Here is a 20,060-nt window from a genome sequence, read left to right on the forward strand (position 1 = left end):
CCCGAAATTCGACACGGCGAGCATGTTTCCCAAGGGCAGCGCCATCGCCACGTTCCCGACGATCGACGCCGCCGCGATGTTCCCGAAATTCGACATCGCCTCGATATTCCCGAACTTAAACCTAAGCGCTGCACTTACCGACATGAAGCTCGGCATTGCTAACGCGACTGGGAGTATGGAGCCTGAGGTCTGCGCGCCCGAAGATGGGGACCTCGATCCGACGCAGCTAACATCACTGCGAACGATCTGGGCTGAAGCTCTCTGCGCCGCAACTGCTCGGGCGGACACTACCGCAGCCAGGAAGGCGATTGGCGGCCTCGCACTCGTCCTTTTCTGTATTTGGTGGCTAGACATGACGGCGTATCACCAAGATGCCGCCGACGTTCTTAACGTACCAGTGAGCATCACAGTTCCGATCGCGTTGGCGGCGATTTTGACAACGAGCAAAAAGAAGTAGCAGCCAACCTCCGCGTTCTTTACCTCGGGATTTCTGCTCTGCGCTGATGAGGTGAAGTGCCACCTTATCCACGACGAGGGCCCCCGCTAGAGGCACCATGATCCGCCAAGAGAGAGAGCCCCGGAACGGGGACTATCCTCGGCGGTCCGGGGCTTCCTGTCATGGGTCGCGCCTGCCGCCGGGCTGGAACCGCCGGCGCCGGGCCGAAGGTTTAGGCGTCGGCGGCGGGGCTTAAGCCCGGCCCTGCTGGGCGGCGCGAGCGGCCCGCTGGCGGGCCGCCTTGAACTCGTAAGGAAAGTTGGAACGGCCGCGTTTCCCGGTGAGTGTCGAGTCTCAGGACCTGCGTGACAGATCGGTATCAGGACCTGCGTGACACTCCGCCGAGTGTTGGTGGAGATCAGCGTGACGGAACAGCGGTATCAAGCCGTCTTGGATGTGCAGGCCGGATCGACAGTTACGGACGTGGCAGCGAGGTTCGGGGTGTCCCGGCAAGCGGTGCATCGGTGGCTGTCCTGGTATGAGCAGGAAGGGTTGGCCGGGCTGGCTGATCGTTCGAGTCGGCCTCGGTCGTCACCGACGCAGACCGTGCCCGAGGTGGAAGCGATGATCTGCGAGCTGCGCAGGAATCATCCGCGGTGGGGTGCTCGCCGGGTGCTGTTCGAGCTCGGCCGGATGGGTTGTCCGGGTCCGATTCCGTCGCGGATCACGGTGCATCGTGTGCTTGTCCGTCACGGTCTGGTCGATGAGCGGCCTCGCCGTCGCCGCCGTGAGGACTACGTGAGGTGGGAACGCGATCGGCCGATGGAGCTATGGCAGATGGACATCGTCGGCGGTGTTCTGCTCGCCGACGGGCGGGAAGCCAAGGTGGTGACCGGGGTCGATGACCATTCCCGGTTCTGCGTCATCGCCGCCGTTGTTCCGAAGGCCACCGGCCGGGCCGTCTGCCTCGCTCTGGCGGCCGCATTGCGCGAATACGGCATCCCTGAAGAGTTGCTCACTGACAACGGCAAGCAATTCACCGCCCGGTTCAATGCCGGTGGCGGTGAGGTGATGTTCGACCGGATCTGCCGGGAGAACGGCATCACCCATCGGCTGACCAAACCCCGCAGTCCCACGACCACCGGGAAGATCGAACGATTCCACCTGAGCCTGCGCCGGGAACTGCTCGACGACCACCCGCCCTTCGCTTCCGTCTGCGACGCCCAGGCCGCGATCGACGGGTTCCGGCGGCACTACAACACCGAGCGGCCCCACCAGGCATTGAATATGGCGTTCCCCGCAGATCGGTTCAGACCGGCTGGCGGCGACGGCATCGCGTTGAGGCTGCCCTCGTCACTGGCCTCCTTGGCCGGCGAACCACCCACGCCGGTCACGCCACCACGGCAACCCTTGACCACACCGGTCGTGCTGCCGGCAGCGCCGCTAGAGGTTGCGGTTGAAGTGACCAAGACAGTCCCGGGCTCAGGGAACCTAACGGTCAGCGGACAGCAGTTCTGGCTGGGACCGGCCCACGCCGGCCGCTCGATCACGCTCTGGGCCGACGCAACCGTCGTGCATCTGATGCTCGACGGGATCCGACTCAAGACGGTCCCGTCCCGGCTGAGCCTCACCCAGCTGCATCAGCTGCTCGCCGATGGTGGCAGACCGGCCGGGCCGCCACCGATCAGCTCTGCACCACGACAGCCCGGAACGGCGGTCGAGGTCGAACGAACGATCAACGCCACCGGCTTACTCGCTCTGGCCGGGCGGCAACACCCGGTCGGATTCCACCTCGCCGGGCAACGCGTCACCGTCCGCGTCGACCACGGCGTCCTGCATCTACTCGGTCCAGACCGCGTCATGCTGCGATCGCTGCCCAACCCGCTCACCGCGGCCGAAGTGTCGCGGATCCGCGACGCTCGTCCCGGCGGTCCAGCACCGGCGCCTGCCGCGGAGCCGCGACGCGTCGAACGGCGAGTCAGCTGCCGCGGCAGTATCAGCATCGCCCGGCAGAAGATCCAGGTCGGTATCAGCCACGCCGGTCGGACCGTCACCGTTGAACAGGGCGACACGACGTTCCGGGTCTACGACGCGGAGCAGTTGATCGCCGAGGCTCTGCGCACCACGACAAAGCAGGTCACACGGTTCAAAGCCCGTAAGCCGGAACCACCACGGAGTCAGCCGTCGGCATAGGGACCTTCCTTAAGAGCGTGAGCGATGCGGTTGAGGACTTCCGGGACGGTGAACTCATAGCCGACCAGGCGAGGCCCCGTCCAATTGATGCCGATGAGCAGTCCCTCGGTCTCGAGGTCGGGCAGATCGGTGTCTCGCCACACTTCGACGGGAACCTGCGTGGCGCGTAGGTCTCCGCCCCAGAACCCCAAGTTGGCGGCCCGCTGAGCACGCGCCCGCGACGACCAGAAGGGCATGGCACGCTGCCCGCTGGCAGTCATCGGCGCCGGCCGTCCTTGCTCATCCTCGACCTGCCAGACGACGCGATGGACGGCGAGGTCCCGAAAGAATGCCGCCGCCTGGCTCGCGCTCTGACTCACGCTCGGACGCTAGCACCGAACAACGCGCTGAACCGACCATTGGGCCGCCCGACAACTAGCATCACCGTTCGACAGCTTCCTAGCCGGACGTGTCACCCACGTCCCGAGACAGATCCGTCACGCAGGTCCTGAGACTCGGCAAAACTCACCGGGAAACGCTGTGTGGGCTCAGGACATCGTTGACGGTCTGTCGTCGGGACATGCTTGACGTCGTCAGGTGGGGTGGGCGCCTTTGCCGCGGACGTGCAGGCGGGTGATCGGTGTGGTGTCTTTGCGGGGCCGGATGGCGAGTTCTTCGTCGTCGTGCAGGATTCGGTAGTGGGTGTCCTCGATGACGACGGTGACGAGTTTCCCGGCGTGGCGCTGGCCGAGCTTGATGCGCTGCTTGTTGACCATGATCCTGCCGTTGGCGTGGACGCGGCGTTGAGCCTGGATCGACCCCGGCGGTAATGGCGGGGGCGGTAGCGGTGTGGCCGCGATTCGGGCTCCGGGCAGGCTGGCGATCCGATCGGCTGGTAGCGGGCAGGGCCAGGTGCCGACGAGGGCGCCGTTGGCGATGGCGTGCATCAGGTGCCCGTCGAGACGCATGACGACGGTGCTGCCGGCCAGCGCGAACCCCCACCTGGGTCTTGCCGCCGGCGATGAGGACGTGACCGTCGCGGTGGACTTTGCGGTCGAACTCGATGGCTTGGCCGGCGCCGAGGTGGACCTTGCCGTTGACCCGTGGAAGGGCTGCGCCAGTAGGTGCAGGGCCTGCAGGACGGGCGCCGCGCATGCGCAGGAAATTCAGGTCGGCGGGCCGCAGCCGTGAGGAGACGGTGCGCAGTACGTGGCCGTCGAGGATGAGGTGGATGCTGCGTTGGTCGGCCCAGATGGTCAGGGTTCGGCCGGCCAGCGCGGGATGAACGTCGACTTGTTGCTTGCCCGACACCACGGTGACCGTTCCGCTGGGCGGGACCCGGGTCTCGAACTCGACCGCCACGCCGTCAGCCGCCGATACTTCGAAGGCTTCCGCGACTGGGCGGTCCTGCCCGGGCGCTGTCGGGTCTGGGCCGGGCGGTGTCTTTGCGAGGTCGCGGGTGGGCCCCCGTGTAGGCGGAACAGGCTGGCCGGCGTTGCCATGTCCAGCGACTGGTGTGGCCGCTGATGGTTGTAGGCGTGGACCCAGCCGTCGATCGCTTCTTGTGCTGCGGCCAGCGATTCGAACGGGGCGACGTGGTCGAGCAGTTCTCGTCGCAGTGTCTTGTGCCAGCGTTCGATCTTGCCGGTGGTGGTGGGTGAACGCGGCTTGGTCAGCCGCTGCAGGATGCCGTTCTCCCGGCACACCTTCTCGAACATCACCCTACCGGCTGTGGCCGGTGATGCCGGCCGGTGAACTGCTTGCCATTGTCTGAGAGCACTTCGAACGGCACGCCGTAGCGGTGCATCGCGGCGGTGAAGGCGGCGCAGACCGCCCGGCCGGATGGGACGGCGACAACTGCGGCGATCACCACGAAGCGGGAGTGGTCGTCGATGCCGGTGACCATTTTGCATTCCCGGCCGTCCGCGAGCGGGATCCCGCCGACCAGGTCGAGCTGCCAGAGGTGCATCGGTGCCTCGCGCTGCCAGCGCCGGTATTGCGCGGGTGTTGTTGTTCCTGTTCGGCGACCAGCCCGTTGCGCACGAGCACCCGATGCGCTGTCGCCCGGGCCGGCGCCGCCTCGAGCAGTTGCTGGGTGGTGATCTCGTGAACGATGCGCCGCGCGCCCCACCGCGGATGCTGCTGACGCAGCTCGCAGATCAACGACTCGACCGCCGGTAGCAGCCGACTCGGACTATTCCGGGGACGCCTCGACCGGTCCGCCAGCCCAGGCTTGCCGTCAGCCTCGAACCGGGCCCGCCACGTGTGCAGCGACTGCCGCGACGTCCCGTACTGGGCAGCGACCTGCGAGATCGACGAACCCGCCAGCACCTCACGCACCGCCTGATAGCGGTACTCCACGAACGCCTGCTGATCCACGACCGCCCCGAGCCACCCGAATAGACGCCGAGAAGAAGATCAACCATCAGGCACGATCGTCAAGCATGTCCCGATAACAAACCGTCAAACATGTCCTGAGACCCCACACCGACAACGACAAACAATCCCGGCCGCCTCAACCATCCACCTCCCCTTGGCGGTCTTGCTCGCAAAGCTGTTCCGATGGATTCGAGGACAGCGCGGCGAGACAGCGCGAGTTCCGTCGGCCTCGGATGTGGCGCAGCGGCCGATTAGGGTCGATGTCCAGGCTGACGCGTGGGTGAATAGGTCGACGGACGACGTTAAAAGCTCCTGGTCTGCACTTAGCAGCACTCCACTCGCCAGAGGAGTCATCCCGGTCGCCCAGGCGATCTCGACGTATCCCGGCTCGTCGAGGTCCTTTTCTCGGCGGGATCGTCCGCGCGACCACGGAAGCAGCCATGAACTGGCCTGCTTGGGAGGGTCGCTGTTGGTGGTTTGGGTGGACCCTGACCGCGACCTGGTCGACGGCCGAGTGCACAGAACGACCATCTCACCCCTGACCTGCGCCGGGCACGTGAGCCGTTGCAGTACTAGGACCCGATGTCGAGGAAATTCCTCCTGCGTCTTGCCCAGTCCAGAATCAGCTCCCCGCGCTCCATCCGATCCGGTGCCGCAAGCTGATCAGCTCTCCCAGTCTGGCGGCAAAGGACGAAAGGTGCCAGGTCCGCGACAAGAGACCCGCCCTTGTACGACTCCACGAAGGATTCGATATACCTCGGCTGTAGCTCAGCGAGCATGCACAGGGCGACGGCGACGCCGAACCTCTCGCGGTCCGTGAAAGCGTCCGCTTCGTTGGCGATGTGGAACTTGTCCGCGAAGGGCGGCGAAGGGTTGGGCATGTCGACTGGCCACGGCCGTCCGAATCTGATGACTTCCGCGGCGAGATCAGCAGCGTGCATGCGCAGGACCGTGGTCGAGCCGCCGTAGCCGCCGGGAATGAATGGGGACAGGATCTGCCAGATCGGCGCGTGGATCACGACATTTCCGACGAGGCTCTTCGCTCTCCTGAAGAACGCAGCGTGACCATGACCGACGACATCGGCGACCGTAGCCTGCCCGATGGCGAACGCGACGTTCCGGAGGCCGTCATGGTCGGCGATCGCGGCTCGCACGCGGCTCCGATGCTGGTCGAGTACCGGCATCAGGCGGGTGTACCAGTAGTCGCCGACTGCCTTGGAGGTTCCGAACACGTAGCGTTCGTAGACGATGAAGTTGATCGCCAGGCGGCGGGTCTCGATGTCATTGGCGGTGATCGCCGCGTCCAGCATGTCAGTCAGATGATCTTCGAATGCCTGGCCGTTCGGGCCCGTGTAGGCTTCGAGGGCCGCGACGGCCAGGTGGCCGCCGCCGCGCCGGTAGCCGGCGGTGAACATCGGCTCGACGACCGCGCTAATGATGCGCCGAACCAATTTTGCTGACATCGGGACCAGCCCGAGGCACCGGCAGGCGAATCGCCACGTCAATCGCGATGGCTGACGGTCAAGCAGGGCCGTGATTAGGCGGTCGGCACCGCCGTCGGTGTGACGGTCGAGGATCTGCGCGACCAGTTGCGCGACAACATCCCATTCCTCGCGGGCGATGCGAGGCCTCAACAGTTCGGCCGCCGCCTCGGGAGTATCGGTGGTCCTGGTGATCGAACAGGCGGCGAAGTATTCCATGAAAGTCCGATGAGTGAACTTGTACAACGGCTCGCCGGCGGCGTCCGTGCCGGCGTCACTGAAGACCCACGCTCGCCCGCGGCAGAAGTCGACGAACTCGCGGGCCGCCAACTCCGCCTTATGGTCGTCGTCGAACATGCGAACTCGTAAGTACTTCGCGGTTTCGGCGACGAGGATCCGCTCCGGCACGCCGTCCTGTGCGCTGGCTCGGGTGAATATCCAATAGGCGAGATGTTTAACGACTGGGTCGACAGCGTGGCCCGCGCGAAGTTCGACGTAGATCTGCCGACTGCTGTCCCATTGTTCGAACAGCAGGTTCGAACATTTCTCGTAGACCGCCGGACGATTACGTGGGATGTACTTCGCACCGCGGTACAGGATGCACAGCAGCGCTAGCATGAGAGGGTTTCGCCGCAGGTCAGGCGAGATACGGCTCTCCTCGATGAAAGTCTTGGCGAGCCGGTTGCGTTCCACCACGGGGAGCTTCTTCTGCTGCGCGAACCACTTGCCGACGTACTCCTCGACCTTCTCATCGTCGAAGTCGCAGATGCGGAAGGTGGAGAACGCTGTTGGGTTCATCGGTGCCTGGTCATATCCGACAATGCGGGACGTGATGAGCGTCGGTGCAAGCGGGAACCGCTCGCAGAACAGTCGCACAACATCGGAAACCTGCCGGCGCATGCTCGTGTTGATGAGTTCGTCCAAGCCGTCGAAGATCACAATCGCCCGCCCTGCGAGCAGAAGTGACTCGATAAGGCTTGCGGACAGATCGCACTGATAGTAAGTACGGGCACGCTGCTCGAGATACTCTACGATCGACTGCTCGTGCCGATGGGATGCGAAGTCACGCAGGACGACTATGAAAGGCACCAGGCCGTGGATCTGGCCCGCGGCACGGTGGACCAGCACCTGCGCCGCTGTCGACTTGCCGCCCCCGGATCACCCAACAGCACGGTCCGGTCAATGACCGACTCCAGCTGCGGTAGGGCAATCGGATAGAGCAGGTCAGCGGACAGGAATCTCGGGCTGACATACAGGTCATCGATTGGCACCTGACGCCGGGTCTCGAAGTCCGGTGGCTCGATGGCCCCGTGCGCCTGAGCGACCTGCTGCCTGTACTGCTGCAACACACGTTCTGCCGTGCGTGGGTCGGGGGCAGCGGACAACGCCCGGTTGTGCCGATCGATGGCCTCGAGGATGTTGACCATGCGGTGCAGAACAGCCTGGTCGCGGATGTCGGTGGCGATCTTCGGGTAGACACGCCGGACGTCGTCGGCAACGATCTGGCATTGCCCGTCGATCGCCTCGAAAGCCTGGTCGAGAAAGCGCGTGACCGAGGCGTCGACGGTGCCGCCGAACGCCGCCGTGCCGGTCCGCAGCCAAGTGTCGCCGATCTGCGCAGGCTGCTCGCCGGCGTGTGCCGCGAGCCGAAATGTCAGCAGCTCCTGTACGACCGCGTCGGCTTCGGGCGAGCGCAGAAATCGGCGCACGACCGCAGGTTCGATGCTCGCCGGCCAGTCGACGGACACCACCGACAGCGTGGTGGCCAGCCGCGATGGGTCGAGGAGCGACCCGACTGCCTCGCGCTGCCGGTTCTCCTGGCGTCGGCCGAGGGCCTTCAACAACCACGGAGCGACAGTCGTGGCGGCCTTCGACGTCAATGCCGTCAGCAACGGTTCGGCCATGTCGTACTGGTAGCACACCGACGCTCGCCGCGATCGTTGGCATGCTCATCCTGCTGCGTGCCGCTTCCAACCAGGAGGCTCGCCTGATCGGCCTCGCCGATATCGACCACACCCGCTGCAGCGCGTCTGGGCGAACGGCCGCATCCTGTGCCGCTGGACCCGGTCACCTGGGCGGTGCTGCTGCGTTGCCTCGATCACCGGGCCGGACTGAACACCGCTAACCCGCACGTCATCGTCACCAAGGGCACCAAGGCGAGCCGGGCGCCGGCATCGACGGCATACCTCAGCCATGTGCTCGACCTGTGCGGGCACTCGCCTCGAGCGAACCGCAGCACCCGCCTGGTCGACCTGATTAATACCCTTGACCCGAAGGTCGTTGCCGCAGATATGGGCCTCGACACCCAAGCTCCGCTGATCTATCTCGCCGACCGCATCGATCCAGGGCGCATTGACACTCTCAGCTCAGGAGCGGGAGACCAGAGTTAAGCGGGGTCGCCGCCGAGATCTTTCAACGACTGCTTCTGAGTAGCTCGATATGCGTCAAATAGTTCACAATCAACAGTTTTCCTGGGGCCGTCGTATATGTCTCGAACAAGAGGCATCAACCCGAGTTCCGCCCTGATCGCGTTAACAAATTCCATCTCCGAATCCCAAAACAGATCATCAATACGAGCGGGAACCATTTTTGATCCGTAGACCGTCTTCGCAACCGCGGTCCTGTCCGCCATGCCAACGAGGGTCCGAGCAGCACTAGCAGTTTGCTGATACTGAGCGACAAACTGAACCTGAGCGAGCGCTGCATCGAGCGCCTGCTTGTGAACGGTACCCTGCTCATCGAAGCGCGGCGACAGCCGGGTGCCGTCTGCATATGGCGTAAGCTCGAAACGGGTTTCGCTGCGCCCTACATACGTTCGGTAACGACGGGCCGCAGCGAGGAAATCGCCGTATGTGGCCTGTCGGAGGTCATGCCATCGTTGAGATTCAGCCTCCTTCCAACCTTTCTCCTGTGTTCGAAATGACAGGCGACCACCTATCCAGACACCGACTAGTGCGACGATCGAGCTCACGATGGCGAGGTAATTCGTCACTGTATCCTCCGGTGCGGCCGAAGACCCCCGTCCTTCCCTTCAAACAGTATGACCGCATCGTTCACTGTCCGAACTGACGAGGATCGGGCCAGGACTCTGGAACCAAGAACGCCTGCGTCGGGTGGCCCGACGGCTGCCAGGGCGACGACCGGCGCGTGTGCGGTGAGTGCCAGACGCGGCGGAGGTGCGCGAGCTGGCAGAACGCGGCTGCGCCGCCGCCGCGTTCCGCCTCGGCACGCTCGACTGACCGCCTGGCGCGCAACAATCTCCCGGGGTTCACCCGTTCGAGGGCATCTTCACGCTGAACTGAACCGGTCTCGCCGGGAGCGGAGTGTCGGGGGACGTGGCACATCGAACCGGTGCCGCCGACCGAGAGGGGACACTCCATGACAACGAATAGCGCCGCCGCCTTGTTCGCGGCATCGGCCGCTGCAGCCGGGCTGCTCGTCGTGGCTTCACCGGCGCAGGCTGCCAGCTGCGTGGAGGGCCGCGCGACCGCCCGCGAACTCGCCGCCGCAGGAGACTTCACTGAGGCGGCCGACCAAATGGAACTTCTCTCCTTGGCGCTGCGTACCTCGTCGACCCGGGGATGCGCGTGGGGCGTGGTGGCCGGGGCGCTGCCGGGGATGCGCGCCTGGATCTGGGTGGACCGCTCCGCAGACGGCGGAGCGACCTGGGTGAAGAGCGAGGTGCGAAAGACCGCCGGCGTCAACACGAGCACGTACACATCCGCCTACAGCACCGAGGGGTACAACGCCGTGCGCGCGTGCGGCCAATACCTGCGGCAGAACGTCAAGCCGGACGTGAAGTGGTACGACCCGCAAGGCATCTCGCGGCCACCGACGGTGTCCGATATCTACTGCACCTGGTGGGTCACCCCGTAAAGAACGCTGCGGCCGCGGTCACGACGATCCCGGCTCGGCCGGCCCAGGCCCGTCGTCGGGCGTACGGCGTAGGAACAGCCGCTCGACCGGCAGCGAGTGGATGCTGAGCGGGAAGCCCAGCAGGTCGTCCAGGTCGATGCCCTGGCCGCGGTCGAGCACGGCGAACCCGAGCCGGCTGTAGTAGACGTCCAGGGTGCTGTCGGCGTCGATCTGTCCGTAGATCAGCCGCCAGCCGAGTTGTGTGTAGACGGCCAGGCACTGGTCGATCAGCGCGCTGCCCACGCCGGCTCCGCGGGCGTCTGGGGCTACCGCGACCGCCTTGATCTTCACAACGGTCTTGGCGGCGACCCGCACGTCCGCGATCGGCACGCCCGCCTGCCGAGCCTGTCCGAGGATCTGGACCGGCGGCAGCGCCATCAACACCCCGATCACCGCGCCGTGCGGGTCGGTCGCGACCAGCAGCAGCGACACACTGAGGAAGAAGTCGTACGGATCCGGCGCGGCGATGCGGGCAAACAACGCTCTGCGGCCCCTGCTGCAGCGCCCGCTGCAGGCCGGTCGCGAACATCGGATCCGGATCCCGCCCGGTCCGGCGACACCGCGGACCAGATCCACCGACGGGCGGCGCAGCGTCGGCTTGGACGACGACCGGCCAGCCGGCCGCCGTGTCCTGCTTTTCGGCACAGTGGTCACCATCCTGACGGCGATGATATCAACGGAAGCCACTGGACGTAGCGGGAGCGACACCTTACGCATGGGAGTAGGCGCGCTGGTGTAGTCGCTGCCGAGGTTGCAGCGCACGCACAGCGGTGCCGCCGAGAAATGGTCCCGTTCTTCGGGAAGGTGCGCTCGTACCGGTCGCTGCCGGCCAGGGCGAGCCAGGACTGCGCTCTGCAGCGCGGGCAGGCAGCCAGATCAGTTATGAAGGCAGCGCCCGACTAGGCCAGAGAGCCAACGCGGGAGCCCCGCTCGCGGACCGGGTGTCAGCCCGGGGTGGAGATCCGCGCGCCGAAGCGCACCACGAACTCTCCCGGTGCCCAGGGCACGGCCTCGGAGTGTTCGATGATCTGGCTTTCGATGGTCGCCGGCCAGCGGGTGGGTTCTTCGCCGGAGGTGAGATCGCGCCAGTGGGCGCCGTCCGTGTCCTCCAGGTCTCCGTGATGGATGTCGGCGTCGCGCAGGTCAGCTCCGTTGAAGTTGGCGAGCGCGTCGGAGATGCGATCGAGGATGAGTGCCAGGCTGGCGGCGCTGTCCCGGCAGGCCTCCCGCTGCGCGACGCTCAGCCGGTAGATCAGTCCCGGTTCGTTGAGCTGCTGGAGGCTGCCTGCTACCTGGCGCAGCACGGCGTCAGCCTGGGTCACGGTGCTAGGGGGGAAGTGACCGTCATGTCGATCTCGGCGCTGGCCGGGGGCCTCGGTGGGTGGAATCAACGTACTAGCAGTATCGACGGCGAGATCCTCTCCCGAGCTCAGCGGGACGGAGATCGTAATTTCGTCCGCGGGGGTGTTCTCGTCAGCGGGGTCGCTGGACTTTGCGGCGTACCAGACCTGTCCGCCGATGTCACCGCCGACACGCTCCTCGCGTAGCAGTGCCAGAGCCCGTATGGCGTCGGCGTCACCGCGATCGGCAGCCTCAAGGAACAACCGGACCGCGCCGTCGAGATCGCCAGCCTCCGCCCGCAGCCGGGCCAACTCCCGCACCGCACCGGCGTCACCGCGATCGGCAGCCTCACCGAGCAGCCGGACCGCGGCGTCGAGATCGCCAACCTGCTCCCATGCCGCGGCCACCCGTACCAAGAATCCGGCGTCGCCTGAACCGGCGGCCTGATCGATCAGCCGGGCCACGCCGGCCAGCGCACCGGCGTTGCCGTGCTCCGCAGCTTCGCGGAGCAGCCGGGGCAAGTCCTGCGCACCGGCGTCACCGCGCTGGGCAGCCAGATCGACCCACCGGGCCACGTCAGGGCTTAGCTCCAGCCGTCCGGCCCACGCACCGGCATCGCCGCGCTCGGCAGCCTGCAGGAGTAGCCGGGCCAAGTTCCGCATCGCACCGGCGTCACCGCGATCGGCAGCCTCGCGGAACAGCCGAGCCGCGACCTCGACGTCGCCTATTTGTTCCTCCTCTGCCTCCATGAGGCAGTCCTCGATGCCGCCAATCTGCCTTCCTCCCACGATCAGGGTCTGCCGAACGCCGACGATGAAAACGCTGCGGAAGGAAAGAGTGTTGGCGAGGGCGGCGATGACCCTCTCCAGCGAATCTTGGTGCTGGATCAGTGTCGCCGGGATCTCGTCGAGGGACGGATCGGCAGCGAGGTTGATCGCCGGGTGCGTCAAGTAGGTGCTGATGTCGTTGATGGCCTCGATCGCGGTCCGGAGGTTCCGGTATCGGCCGTTGAGGCGCAGCAGCAGCCGGCTGGCGCCGCCGGCGGCGGCGATCTTCTCGAGGTTGGCCTGCGTGGTCGGCTCGATGACGCCGGTGGTAGCGATGGCGGAAGACCCGACGGTGATCGGCTCCGCTGTCGTCGTCGGGCCGGGTAGGGCGGGGTTGGGTGCGATCGGATCGAGGATGTTGGCGAGTCCGGCGGCGAGGTCGACCGTCGTGTTCACGTCGGCGAGCAGCGCGGCGTAGCCGCCCTCGGTGTGGAGGATGTCGGTGGCGCCGGCGGCCATGTTGAGCGTGTCGGCGAGATCGGCGACGAGCTGGGCCTGGTCGGCCTGGCCCGGCTCCGCTGACGGGTGCACGGCAGCCGTGCCGAGAATGGTGGCCAGGCCCGCGGCCATCGGCAGGGTCCGGGCCAGGTCGGCGACGAGGGCGGCGTGGGCCGTGGCGTACGGGGGCTGGGCGGGTTCCCGCATCCGGTCCGGGGTGGTCATGGTGTCTCCTCGTCCGAGCCGAAGGCCTTCCGCAACGCGGCCCGGGCGTCGCGCAGCCGGGACCGGACCGTGGCCGGGGGTATCCGGAGCATGGCGGCGATCTCGGTCGGCTGGTAGCCGTCGTAGATCCAGGCCATCACCTGCTGCTGCCCCGGCGGCAGGGATCTGAGGATAGTCAGGAACGCGTGCCGGTTCTCGATCTCGTCGAGCTCCGTGATCGCCGCGGTGCTCGCCTGGTCGTCGAGATCGTCACTGAGGTCCTCAGCGCGGGTCTGTTCGATCCGGCGCCACCACGTGCGCGAAGCGACCGTCCGGATCCACGCCCGGGGATTGTCCAGTCTGTCCCACTGCCGGTAGGCCTCGGTCATCGCATCCTGGGCTACCTCCCGGGCGATGACGGCATGGGCGCCGTGGACGATCAGGAAGGCGACCAGTCGGGGCATCTGGTCGCTGTAGAACAGGGTGAACTCCAGGTCACGGGCAACCTTGTCGGCTGTCTGCTCGGTGTCGGGTTGTGCAACCGGCAGCGCCTGGGCAGGTTCGGTGGCGGGCAAGCCACCGCCAGCGGGTGGGGCCCCGACGCCTGTGTCAGCGGGCTCGTCGTCCATGACGGCTCCTCGAGATGTGCGGCAGGGTGCCGAGCTCGCCGCGGGGACAGGTCTGTAACCGTGCGGGTTGGGCGGCCCGGCCGTGCGGGGCGCCGGCCATCGTCGGCGTCACCGGCTGCTTCCTGCCGTCCCGCGTCGAGATAACCACTACGCAACCCTCCTTTTCCACCCGGGGCGTTCGCCCACCGTCCGGTGCCCCTCGGTGGAGTAGTGCGCCCGGGCGGCGGGGTCGTGCGCCCCGGCCGGCGGTTTTTGTCAGGGGCCTACGAGCTGGTGCAGGGCGGTGATCGTCATTCCGGCCCCGGCCGAGCCGGCCAGCAGCGCGGCGGGCCAGCTCAGGGTCTGCGCGAAGGTGAGCGCGCCGATCAGCATCGCGGCGAGCAGGCCGGCCATCAGGATGACCACCCAGCGCATCGGCATGGCTTCGGGACCGGACGGTGAAGACGATCGGGACATCGGTGGGGCTCCCTGCTCCTCGGGCCTGGCTGACGGCGAGCGCCCGGGGCTTCGATTGCGGTGTCGCCGTACCAGTGCGCTCGGTTCCTTAGTGCTCGGCGCGGCCGGGAGCGTGCGGATTCGGCTTCAGCAGGGTGCGGACGAGGCGTTCGTGCGCCAGTTCCGTACGGGCCGCAACATGCTGGACGGGGCGGTCCAATTGTGCACGTTGCCGTGGCTCGGGTTCGTGCCCGATGAGGTGGCGTTGGCGCCGGACGCCGCCGTGGGCCGGTTGTCGCAGCAGCTCGGGATCGCGATGGGTGAGCTGCGCGGGTACGTCGAGCGGGAGCAGACCCGTACAGATTATCTGCGGGAGGTGGCCGGCTATGCCGGCTGGCGGTCGATGGATACAGCCGAGTGGAAGGACCTCGACGAGTTCCTGTTCGCCCGGGCGATGGAGCGCGACTAGCCGAAGCTGCTGTTCCGGCTGGCCTGCGAGTACCTGCTGTCGTCGCGGATGATCCGGCCTGGCGTAATCCTGTTGCTGCGCCGGGTGGCCGCGGCCCGTGCGCGCGGACGGAGACCTGGGCGCGGGTGCGGCACCTGCTCACTGACCGGCGATGCGCCGAGCTGGATCTGCTGCTGGGTCTCGGACGCCTACCTCGGCCGCACGCCGCTGGCCTGGCTGGGAGTGGGGCCGACGTCGTCGAGCCCGGCCGCGGTGAAATCGGAGCTGGAGAAGCTGGCCTTTCTGCGCCGCCTCGATGCGTGACGCCGGCCAGCCCGACGACGAGCTTCTAGGCCAAGCCCCGCCACCGGTACCTGGCTACCCTCGGCATCCACGTGGGTCGCGGCATGGGAGACTGGCCCCGGTTCGAGCCCAGAGCCGCGACGTTCAAGACGCGCCGCGCGCTGCTGGCTGATCGAGGAACGTCGGCTCGACGACGCGGCGTCGGTCGGTGAATGGCATACGCCGCTGCAGCTACGCACCGTCACTCAATTCAGGTCGCAAAACGGGAACCGGGCGCCGTCCTGCCCAAACTCGTCGTCGTCCCACGATGTGCCGTTGCCGTCATCACGATCCGTACTGCACGACAGACGCCGGAGCCACCTGCTATCAACGCCGTGGGGGCAGCGGGCGAGCTCATTCACCAGCGGCAAGAGGCTCGGCGAGTTGCTCCGAACAGTCGACCGCCAGAACCCTGCGCACCCGAGCGGTCTCGGCGCGGAGAAGTTCGGCCGTGGCGGTATGCCCGGCCTGGTCCGCGATCATGGCCGCGTCGTCGAGCAGGATCGGCCAGGCGATCGCCAGCGTGTCGCGCACGTCGCAGTCGGCGCAGCCACAGTACGGGCCGATTGCCGGTGATCTGGCGTTCGCCAGGCGCTGGTCTCCTCCTCGGCGTAGAGCGCTTCCCCGCACGCGTCAAGGTGGGCGATCGCCGCGCGGTGTGCCTCCCATCCGGCGTCGCGGGTGCGGTCTGGACGTGGCCGGGTCACGCCCAGCTCCCGTGCGCAGGCGGGCAGCCACGCCACGTGTTCGGATTGTGGCCCGGCCGCGTCGGGCGTGCACGGACGGTACGTGGTTGGAGGGCGCAGACCCGGTACCTCCGTACCACAAGCGGAGCCGCCGGGGCCGCATCTCGGGCGGGCCGAAGAAGGTCAAAATCCACGATGCTCTCCCTGAATGCGTTCGTAGATGCGGGAATGAGGCAGATCCCGTTACGTTCGCAGCAGGGTGTTGATGGCGGGGTTGACGTTGCGGTTGGCGGCGCGGTGGACCTCAGCCGTCGAGCCCGGGAAGAGGGCTGACCGCGACGTCGTGGCCGCCGTACAGCTCAGGGATGCGGGTGACGATCACGGCGTTGGTGTCGATCGCCTCGCGGAGCACATGGCCGGCCATGAGCGGGCCGGTCAGCGGGGGCTGGACCGGGTGGTGCTGCAGGCGGGGCCGGGCGAGCGTGCCGGCCTCGACGGCGTTGCGTCCGGTGAGCTCGAGCACGACGACGCCACGAAAGGCGAAGATGTGGTCCCACATCGAGCCCGGCATCGCCAGGACCGCCTGGGCTTCGGCGACCGCGACGGCGGGGAGCAGGAGATTGACCTGGCCGTCCTCGGCGTCGGCGAGCAGCCGCATCAGTACCGGGTGGCCCTGCATCAGTTCGACAAGTGCGGAGGCGTCGAGGACCCGGGGGCGTGGTGAGCGACGGTCACGCGGCGCGCGGGGCGCACCGGGCGAGCGCCTTGCTGAGCGCGGCGTCGTCGGCGGCCATCCAGTCCTGGTAGCCGGTCTCGTCCTGCGGTGTCCAGCCGGGCGCCGTCAGACCCAGCCGGGCCGCGATCGCTGCCAGGCGTGCGGCGGAGGTGTCGGGCGCGTCGTCTGCCACGGCATCAGGGCAGCCCGACCGGCCGGGACCGGGTAGTTCACGCTCTCGGGACGGCAGCCGTGGCCGGTCCGAGCACGTCGAGCTCCAACATCTCGCCCCAGGCCGGGGCGACGGGGTTCTCGAGCGCGAGGCGGACGACGGCCAGCGCCGGCCGCTGGACGCCGTCCAGGGTGAAGGCGTAGTGGGGAGTGGCGACCTCGCCGGCCTGCCACCGGTCGCGGAAGCTTTCGATGGTGCCGGTGACCGGGTTGCGATGGGTGTCGTCGGTGCGGCGGATCAGCCCGTACGCCTGCAGCCGCTCGACGCTGTCCCAGGTGGGGCGTTTCAGGCGCAGCCTGGTCTCGCGTTCCTGGCTGACGATGACGAAGCTGGCCCGGTCGGCCATCGGGGCCTGCTGCTGGGCCCAGCGCAGCGCGAGGTAGCAGGCGAGCTCGGTGTCGGTCAGCGTGAAGATCCACAGGTTGGTGAAGAACTCTCGCGGCAGGGCGAAACATTGCTCGTCAGCGATCGCGTAGCGGGCCTGGGCGTCTGGGTTGCTGTCCTCGGCCAGCAGGGTCAGCTTGTCGTAGTCGCGGCGCTGCCGGCCGGTGGTCGTCAGGCCGAAGTTCAGCAGCCGGTGTTTGGTCTCCAGCGCCTGCATCGCCTCCTTGATCTGCCGCTCGCGGCGGCGGCGGACGATCTGCCAGGCGACAGGCCGCTGCTGGTCGCGCTCGTGGTCGGGTGCGGCAAGGACGAGCTCGCCCCAGGATTTGTAGCCCGCCGCAGATCACGGGCTTCGATCTCGGCCGACCCGCACCGCAGGGTCTGCCCCGCCCGCGACGCAGCGAGCAACTGTCGAACAAGATCCACGCCGCGGCGATACTCCAGACCGGCCTGCGAGGTGCGCGGCTTCCGCCACCCAAGACCGCGCAGCACCACCGAGACAAATCGAAATCCGCTGCGCACAAACAGTCACGATAGAGGAGGGCGGTCTTCGGGGTCGCCCACTACTTTCCCGACCTGTTGGCAGCTATCCAAGCATGATGCCGCTGTTCCACTACCGCCAGCAGCAATTACCTGCTCGGCGCGCCAGCGCCCGCTCCGGGCAGCCACGTCGTCCACGGGAGCCGAGGTGCGCACGTGGTGGGTCGACGGTGGGTGCCGACTGATGACTGCGCACCCCGATACCGCGGACCAGCCAGTTCCGGTACGCGCGGACGTACCCGGATTGGCGGCTGCCGTGGTCGGGCCCGGTCTGCCGTTCGTGACCGTCGACCTGGCCCGGCGGGTGGACGGGAGATGGCGGGTGGTCGAGCTCGGCGACGGACAGGTCAGCGATAGGCCGGCAACGACCCCAGCCGAAGACCTGTTCTCCACGACGCTATCGTCCCGAAATTGACGCGCCATCGGTTCGACGCCCGGATCCGCGATCACATCAAGCGGTTCGGCGACCATCGGCCCGGTGACGCGATGGTTCCCTCCTTCGGGTGAGTTCAGCTCACCGCATTCTCGTTCTCCTGGCTTGTGACGCCTTCGATGCGGAGCCTATCGAGGGATCGGCTCTCACCTCTCCGACCAATCGAAGGACGTCACGTGAATGCGGACAACGCGGTTACGCAGACCGGCGACGACACCCCCGCAAGACCACCCCGGCCGGCCCAACCTCCGGCCGACTACGAGTTCTTCTACCGCAGCCAGTACCGAACGATGATGGTGATCGCCATGCACGCCAACGCGACATCGCACGAGGCCGACGAGCTCACCGCGGACACGCTGCGCCAGATGTACGACACCTGGCCGACGTTGAGCGACCCGTTCGCCTGGGCACGCCGGGCACTAATCAACAACCTCATGGATCTACGCCGGGAACAACGACGCCGCCTCATCCGGCAGGGCAGATGGGTTGCCGACACCTACCAGCGGCCGGCGGAGCCGGGCTGCCTCGACGACCCGGCGACGCGGAGCGAGCTGCTGGCGGTTCTCACGGATACCCAGCGTCGCGTCGTCGAACTGCTCCTAGCTGATCGAACACCCGAGGAGATCGGCCTGATCCTGGGCACCACCCCGGCCACAGTGCGCCGGAATCTCAGCAACATCCGACGTCGGCTGCGGCCGTACGCCCGCGGCAGAATAGCTCCACCCGCAGCCCCTGCAGCCGGTAGGGAGGAAGCCCGATGAGCCCACACTCCACGCCCCAGCAGCCTGTTCCGGATCGTGGAATGGCCCTTCCCGACCCGGTATTCGACCTGATTGATGCTGACCTTGCCGGCCTTTCCGACGAGCAAGTGGGCCAACGACTGGACCGCACGCTCCGCGCTCTCGGCTACGGCACCGAGCAAGAGCCCAAGGCAGGCCCTGAAACGGCCGACGTTCTCCTTGGCGCCACCGGTGCTGGCAGGGGTGACCCGCGGGAGCAGGCCAACGCCGACGCGGCACGGCGCTGGTGGGAGGCGACCGACGCCGTCGTCGCCAGCCCGGCCGACGATCCGTGGCGGGAACTCGCCGAATTCCGCCGAAGCGGTGAATGCCAGGGCCGGGCCGTGGACGCGCAGCTGCAGCGCATCCTTGACTGCGCCCACCGGGAAGCCAAGTTGATCATTGTTGAAGCGTCCTTGGAAGCCAAACGCATTAGAGATGACGCTAGGGCCGACGCGGAGAAGATCCGGTGGCAGGCACTTCACGAAGCGTGGACGGCCAACGAAGCCGCCCTGCTCCGACACAAACCCCGCCCAAGCACGATTGCCGCCGAGCCAGTCAGCGCCCATGACTGCTGAGCGAGGCTGTCGCGGCAGAGTGAATTAAACTTGCGTGCCTTGCGCTAGCAGTCTGACGGTCTCCGCTACTTTCCGCGTATGCGAGAACCGGATCAGCGAGCCGACGAGCCCTATCAAAGCCGGGACCTGGAACTCGGCGACGTCCTACGGTCCTGGATCGAGGCGAGAGCGTCATCTGTGTCTGTCGTACTCGAAGGTCCGCTCGACGCTCCCGGCATGGAACCCACCTGGATGCTCCGCATGTCCAGGGCCGTTACTCGATGCTGAGGTACGGCTGTTCTATGGATCGCGTGTCGATATTGCGGCGTTTCTGCCGCAGCAACCGGACGACGGGATGTACGCCGGCGGCGAAGACGGCATCACGGGGCAGCGGCTCGTCGAGATGCTCGATGGGCTGGCACGGGTGAACCGTGGTGGAGCAATGCCGTCCTGGCTCCGCTCGCCATTAAGCTAACGGACAACGAGCAGCACGCTATCCGCGGCATATGAGTAAAACTCATCTTGGCCCAAAAGGGCGACCCAAAAGCTCGTTCGCTCGCTAGAGCCACGACGCCGGCCATTTGGCCACGCGCCTGCCAACCTTAAGGGCTGGAAGTGTCCCTGATCCGACCGGCGTTGACAAACATTGGCACAGCGCATTTAGTGGGATAAGCTCTGACATATGCG

The 20,060-nt window shown here is 66.9% G+C and carries 19 protein-coding genes and 2 pseudogenes; 8 read left to right on the plus strand and 13 right to left on the minus strand.

Annotated elements, in window-relative coordinates; genetic code table 11:
- Positions 1-457, plus strand: a 457-nt coding sequence (locus A3CQ_RS60865) for a hypothetical protein (RefSeq protein WP_157296046.1), incomplete at its 5' end; no start/stop codon positions are given.
- 396 nt (positions 458-853) lie between these two features.
- Positions 854-2,629 carry an IS481 family transposase gene (locus A3CQ_RS0118270; RefSeq protein ID WP_370657614.1) on the plus strand — a complete coding sequence of 592 codons (1,776 nt, stop codon included), beginning with the start codon at positions 854-856 and terminating at the stop codon, positions 2,627-2,629.
- Here the strand turns inward: A3CQ_RS0118270 and A3CQ_RS0118275 are convergent.
- The 4 genes and pseudogenes from A3CQ_RS0118275 to A3CQ_RS57535 form a co-directional block, all read right to left on the minus strand.
- Positions 2,614-2,988 (minus strand): DUF2750 domain-containing protein, encoded by a 375-nt coding sequence (locus A3CQ_RS0118275; RefSeq protein WP_020512393.1) that lies wholly within the window; start codon positions 2,986-2,988, stop codon positions 2,614-2,616. The genes A3CQ_RS0118270 and A3CQ_RS0118275 overlap by 16 nt on opposite strands.
- 213 nt (positions 2,989-3,201) lie before the next feature.
- A pseudogene (locus tag A3CQ_RS64225) lies at positions 3,202-4,987 on the minus strand (IS481 family transposase).
- Between the two features lie 572 nt (positions 4,988-5,559).
- Positions 5,560-7,596, minus strand: a complete 2,037-nt coding sequence (locus A3CQ_RS57530) for an NACHT domain-containing protein (protein WP_020512398.1) — start codon at positions 7,594-7,596, stop codon at positions 5,560-5,562.
- Complete coding sequence (locus A3CQ_RS57535; protein WP_157296048.1) at positions 7,545-8,372, minus strand: hypothetical protein; 828 nt, start codon at positions 8,370-8,372, stop codon at positions 7,545-7,547. The genes A3CQ_RS57530 and A3CQ_RS57535 overlap by 52 nt, the downstream gene beginning before the upstream one ends.
- A gap of 147 nt (positions 8,373-8,519) precedes the next feature.
- Here A3CQ_RS57535 and A3CQ_RS0118305 point away from each other — a divergent pair, with 147 nt between their 5' ends.
- Positions 8,520-8,858: a hypothetical protein gene (locus A3CQ_RS0118305; protein WP_020512400.1), complete on the plus strand. Its 339-nt coding sequence runs from the start codon at positions 8,520-8,522 to the stop codon at positions 8,856-8,858.
- On the opposite strand, the gene A3CQ_RS60870 is transcribed toward A3CQ_RS0118305, so the two are convergent.
- Complete coding sequence (locus A3CQ_RS60870) at positions 8,855-9,439, minus strand: hypothetical protein (protein ID WP_157296049.1); 585 nt, start codon at positions 9,437-9,439, stop codon at positions 8,855-8,857. The genes A3CQ_RS0118305 and A3CQ_RS60870 overlap by 4 nt on opposite strands.
- 407 nt (positions 9,440-9,846) lie before the next feature.
- On the opposite strand from A3CQ_RS60870, the gene A3CQ_RS60875 reads away from it, so the two are divergent.
- A complete protein-coding gene (locus A3CQ_RS60875) occupies positions 9,847-10,344 on the plus strand; it encodes a hypothetical protein (RefSeq protein WP_157296051.1) in 498 nt (165 codons plus the stop codon).
- A gap of 18 nt (positions 10,345-10,362) precedes the next feature.
- On the opposite strand, the gene A3CQ_RS60880 is transcribed toward A3CQ_RS60875, so the two are convergent.
- From A3CQ_RS60880 to A3CQ_RS60885, 4 genes are all read right to left on the minus strand, one after another.
- Positions 10,363-10,863, minus strand: coding sequence for a GNAT family N-acetyltransferase (locus tag A3CQ_RS60880; protein ID WP_020512402.1), 501 nt, complete (start codon positions 10,861-10,863; stop codon positions 10,363-10,365).
- 464 nt (positions 10,864-11,327) lie between these two features.
- On the minus strand, positions 11,328-13,214 hold the full coding sequence (locus A3CQ_RS0118320; RefSeq protein WP_026205839.1) for a tetratricopeptide repeat protein: 1,887 nt from the start codon (positions 13,212-13,214) through the stop codon (positions 11,328-11,330).
- The gene (locus tag A3CQ_RS0118325; RefSeq protein WP_084699133.1) at positions 13,211-13,822 is read right to left on the minus strand and encodes an RNA polymerase sigma factor; all 612 of its coding nucleotides are present in this window, start codon (positions 13,820-13,822) and stop codon (positions 13,211-13,213) included. The genes A3CQ_RS0118320 and A3CQ_RS0118325 overlap by 4 nt, the downstream gene beginning before the upstream one ends.
- Before the next feature lie 255 nt (positions 13,823-14,077).
- Positions 14,078-14,278 (minus strand): hypothetical protein, encoded by a 201-nt coding sequence (locus tag A3CQ_RS60885; RefSeq protein WP_157296053.1) that lies wholly within the window; start codon positions 14,276-14,278, stop codon positions 14,078-14,080.
- Between the two features lie 130 nt (positions 14,279-14,408).
- On the opposite strand from A3CQ_RS60885, the pseudogene A3CQ_RS63915 reads away from it, so the two are divergent.
- Positions 14,409-15,026 (plus strand): annotated as a pseudogene (locus tag A3CQ_RS63915) (DUF4158 domain-containing protein); the annotation flags it as partial.
- 375 nt (positions 15,027-15,401) lie between these two features.
- On the opposite strand, the gene A3CQ_RS0118345 reads toward A3CQ_RS63915, so the two are convergent.
- The 4 genes from A3CQ_RS0118345 to A3CQ_RS62835 all read right to left on the minus strand — a co-directional run bounded on the left by A3CQ_RS0118345 (position 15,402) and on the right by A3CQ_RS62835 (position 17,281).
- On the minus strand, positions 15,402-15,581 hold the full coding sequence (locus A3CQ_RS0118345) for a hypothetical protein (RefSeq protein ID WP_020512405.1): 180 nt from the start codon (positions 15,579-15,581) through the stop codon (positions 15,402-15,404).
- 456 nt (positions 15,582-16,037) lie between these two features.
- On the minus strand, positions 16,038-16,412 hold the full coding sequence (locus A3CQ_RS0118350; RefSeq protein WP_020512406.1) for a hypothetical protein: 375 nt from the start codon (positions 16,410-16,412) through the stop codon (positions 16,038-16,040).
- 52 nt (positions 16,413-16,464) lie between these two features.
- Complete coding sequence (locus A3CQ_RS60890) at positions 16,465-16,641, minus strand: hypothetical protein (RefSeq protein ID WP_020512407.1); 177 nt, start codon at positions 16,639-16,641, stop codon at positions 16,465-16,467.
- A gap of 37 nt (positions 16,642-16,678) precedes the next feature.
- Positions 16,679-17,281, minus strand: a complete 603-nt coding sequence (locus A3CQ_RS62835; protein ID WP_020512408.1) for a hypothetical protein — start codon at positions 17,279-17,281, stop codon at positions 16,679-16,681.
- 240 nt (positions 17,282-17,521) lie between these two features.
- Between A3CQ_RS62835 and A3CQ_RS63670 the strand changes: the two genes are divergently transcribed.
- The 3 genes from A3CQ_RS63670 to A3CQ_RS0118375 all read left to right on the plus strand — a co-directional run bounded on the left by A3CQ_RS63670 (position 17,522) and on the right by A3CQ_RS0118375 (position 19,394).
- Complete coding sequence (locus A3CQ_RS63670) at positions 17,522-18,019, plus strand: ATP-grasp domain-containing protein (protein ID WP_281171495.1); 498 nt, start codon at positions 17,522-17,524, stop codon at positions 18,017-18,019.
- A 194-nt stretch (positions 18,020-18,213) separates the two neighbouring features.
- Entirely contained in the window at positions 18,214-18,798 is a 585-nt protein-coding gene (locus tag A3CQ_RS0118370) for a sigma-70 family RNA polymerase sigma factor (protein WP_020512410.1), read from the plus strand.
- A gap of 41 nt (positions 18,799-18,839) precedes the next feature.
- Positions 18,840-19,394 (plus strand): hypothetical protein, encoded by a 555-nt coding sequence (locus tag A3CQ_RS0118375; RefSeq protein ID WP_020512411.1) that lies wholly within the window; start codon positions 18,840-18,842, stop codon positions 19,392-19,394.
- Positions 19,395-20,060 lie beyond the last annotated feature (666 nt).

This window comes from Paractinoplanes globisporus DSM 43857 (genome assembly GCF_000379645.1).
Taxonomy (GTDB): Bacteria; Actinomycetota; Actinomycetes; order Mycobacteriales; family Micromonosporaceae; genus Actinoplanes; species Actinoplanes globisporus.